We start from the raw sequence: 2,635 nt of genomic DNA, 5'->3' as shown, positions 1-2,635 counted from the left end.
AGCCCGGCACCTGGCACCACCCGCGCGCCAACCGCCTGGTGCGCCTGCGCGGGGCCGAGGTGGGCTACGAATTCCTGCGCGGCAAGCGCCGCACCATCGGCCTGAGCGTGGGCACCGAGGGCCTGAGCGTGCGCGCCCCGCGCTGGAGCACGCTGGGCGATGTGGAGGCCGTGCTGCAGGAAAAGGCCGGCTGGGTGCTCGACAAGCTGGCCGAGGCGCGCGAGCGCGCCGAGCGCCAGGCCAGCTCGCGCATCCGCTGGGCCGACGGCGCCGAGCTGCCGCTGCTGGGCGAGCCGGTGCGCCTGGCACTCGATCCGGCGCACGGCTTCTCGGGCCGCGGCGGCGCCTTCGATGCGGCCGCGCGCGTGTTGCGCGTCGGCCTGCCGCGCCACGCGAGCGAGGCGCAGATCCGCGACGCCGCGCAGGCCTGGCTGATGCGCCACGCGCGCACCGTGTTCACGCAGCGCCTGGATCACTTCGCGCCGCGCCTGGGCGTGCAATGGACCCGGCTGAGCCTGTCCAACGCCGACACGCGCTGGGGCAGCGCCAGCGCCGACGGACGCATCCGCCTCAACTGGCGGCTCATCCACCTGTCCATGGACGCCATCGACTACGTGGTGGTGCACGAACTCAGCCACCTGCACCACATGGACCACAGCCCACGCTTCTGGGACGTGGTCGCCAGCGTGATGCCCGATCACGCCGAGCGCCGCCGCGCGCTCAAGGACGCGGCGCTGCCCTTCACCGAGGGCTGAAGCGCCAGACGCCGTCGGCGCCGCGGGTGCGCGCCAGCGTGCCCGCGTGCCACAGCCGGTTCAGGTGCGCCACCGCCTCGCCCATGGCGAAGGTGGTTTGGTGCAGGTCCAGTTGGCGCTGGAACAGCACGGGCAGCGCGTCGAAGGCGCTCAGGGGCTTTTCGCGGCAGGCCGCCACCACCTCGGCCAGGCGCTCGTCGTGGTGCGCGTGCAGTTGCGCGATGCGCTCATGCAGGCCGGTGAAGGGCCGCCCGTGCGAGGGCAGCACCAGCGTGTGCTCGGGCAGCGGCAGGAACTTGTCGATGGAGTCGAGGAAGCGCTGGAGCGAGTCGGCCTCGGGCTCCTGCTCGTACACGCTCACGTTGGTGGAGATGCGCGGCAGGATCATGTCGCCGCTGATCAGCACGCCCAGGGACTCGCTCCACAGGGCCATGTGCTCGGGCGCGTGGCCGTAGCCGCTGATGCAGCGCCAGTCGTGCTCGCCGATGCGCACCGCCAGGCCGTCGAGCAGGCGGCGCGACTGCGCGGGCACGGACGGCACCAGGTTCGGGTAGTAGCCGGCGCGCGCCCGCACCTTGGCCACGCTCTGGGGGTCCGTGAGGCCGTGGCTGGCGAAGTAGGCCGCCGCCGCGTCGCCGCCGAAGCCGGTGGTGGTCTGGGTGCCCAGGCGCGCCATCGCGTGGTCGGTGGCGCTGATCCACAAACGGCAGTCCCACTTCTCGCACAGCCAGTGCGCCAGGCCGATGTGGTCCGGGTGCATGTGCGTCACGATCACGCGCAGCACGGGCAGGCCGTCCAGCTCGTTGGCGAACACCTGCTCCCACTGCGCCTTGGCCTCCTCGCGGGCGATGCAGCAGTCCACCACCGTCCAGCCCTCGCGGCCGTCCAGGGTGTCGCGCAGCAGCCAGAGGTTGATGTGGTCGAGCGCGAAGGGCAGCGTCATGCGGATCCACTTCACCCCCGGTGCCACCACCAGGGCGCGGCCAGGCTCGGGCAGGGTGGTGCCCAGGGGGTAGTGCAGCCGGGCTTCGAGCTGATCGCGGGTGAGACTCATGGCGTGGGGGAATGATTTCAGTAAGATGCGCGCGCCTTGACGTTGACGTAAACGTCAAGAAAAGGGCATTCTACGGAGCCACCGTTCCTTCCCCTGTCCGCCACCCGACACCCGCCCGGCACATGGCCACCAACCCGACCTACACCATCAGCGACCTGGCGCGAGAGTTCGACCTGACGACCCGCGCCATCCGCTTCTACGAAGACGTGGGCCTGCTGCAGCCGCTGCGCGAAGGCCCGGGCGGGCGCAACCGCGTCTACAGCGCGCGCGACCGCACCCGCCTGAAACTCACGCTGCGCGCCAAGCGCCTGGGCCTGTCGCTCACCGAGGCCAAGGACATCATCGACATGTACGACAGCCCGCGCGACACCGGGCCGCAGCTGCGCAAGTTCCTCGCCGTGCTGGCCGAGCACCGCCGCCAGCTCGAGGAGCAGATGGCCGACCTGGTGGCCAACCTCGACGAGGTCAAGGCGCACGAGAAGGAGGCGCGCGCCCTGCTCACCAAGATCGAGCGCAAGGGCGCCTGAGCCGGCGCGGGCCCGGTCGACCGCTGGTTTGACGTTTACGTAAACGTCAACCTAGAATCGGAATTCCCCCATCCCCCGGGCCGCGCGGCCCCGCACCGATGAGCACCCCCTTCCAGGCCCAGGACCCGAACTACGAAGCGCGTGTGCGCGAAAGCTTCGCGCGCCAGGCCGCCATGGACACCCTGGGCGCCTCGCTGGCCGAGGTGGCGCCGGGGCGCGTGGTCATCACCTTGCCATGGGCCGCGCGCCTCACGCAGCAGCACGGCTTCCTGCACGCGGGCATGGTGTCCACGGCGCTC

4 protein-coding genes are annotated in these 2,635 nt (G+C 71.4%); 3 read left to right on the top strand and 1 reads right to left on the bottom strand.

Annotated features, from left to right (window positions below):
• A partial coding sequence (locus BGO22_RS09220; protein WP_286850347.1) for a M48 family metallopeptidase occupies window positions 1-755 on the top strand: 755 nt, incomplete at its 5' end.
• On the opposite strand, the gene BGO22_RS09215 is transcribed toward BGO22_RS09220, so the two are convergent.
• Entirely contained in the window at window positions 742-1,809 is a 1,068-nt protein-coding gene (locus BGO22_RS09215; protein WP_204744013.1) for an MBL fold metallo-hydrolase, read from the bottom strand. The two genes, BGO22_RS09220 and BGO22_RS09215, sit on opposite strands and share 14 nt — an antisense overlap.
• A gap of 122 nt (window positions 1,810-1,931) precedes the next feature.
• Between BGO22_RS09215 and BGO22_RS09210 the strand changes: the two genes are divergently transcribed.
• Together BGO22_RS09210 and BGO22_RS09205 are read left to right on the top strand one after the other, a co-directional pair.
• The gene (locus BGO22_RS09210) at window positions 1,932-2,336 is read left to right on the top strand and encodes a MerR family transcriptional regulator (protein WP_204744014.1); all 405 of its coding nucleotides are present in this window, start codon (window positions 1,932-1,934) and stop codon (window positions 2,334-2,336) included.
• 98 nt (window positions 2,337-2,434) lie between these two features.
• Window positions 2,435-2,635 (top strand): PaaI family thioesterase (locus BGO22_RS09205; RefSeq protein WP_502686449.1); only part of this gene is annotated, 201 nt, incomplete at its 3' end.

Origin of the sequence: Hydrogenophaga sp. 70-12, from assembly GCF_001897365.1 — a bacterium.
GTDB lineage: Bacteria > Pseudomonadota > Gammaproteobacteria > Burkholderiales > Burkholderiaceae_C > Hydrogenophaga > Hydrogenophaga borbori.
Note: the sequence above shows the minus strand (reverse complement) of the source record. Positions and strands in the feature narration are given on the sequence as shown.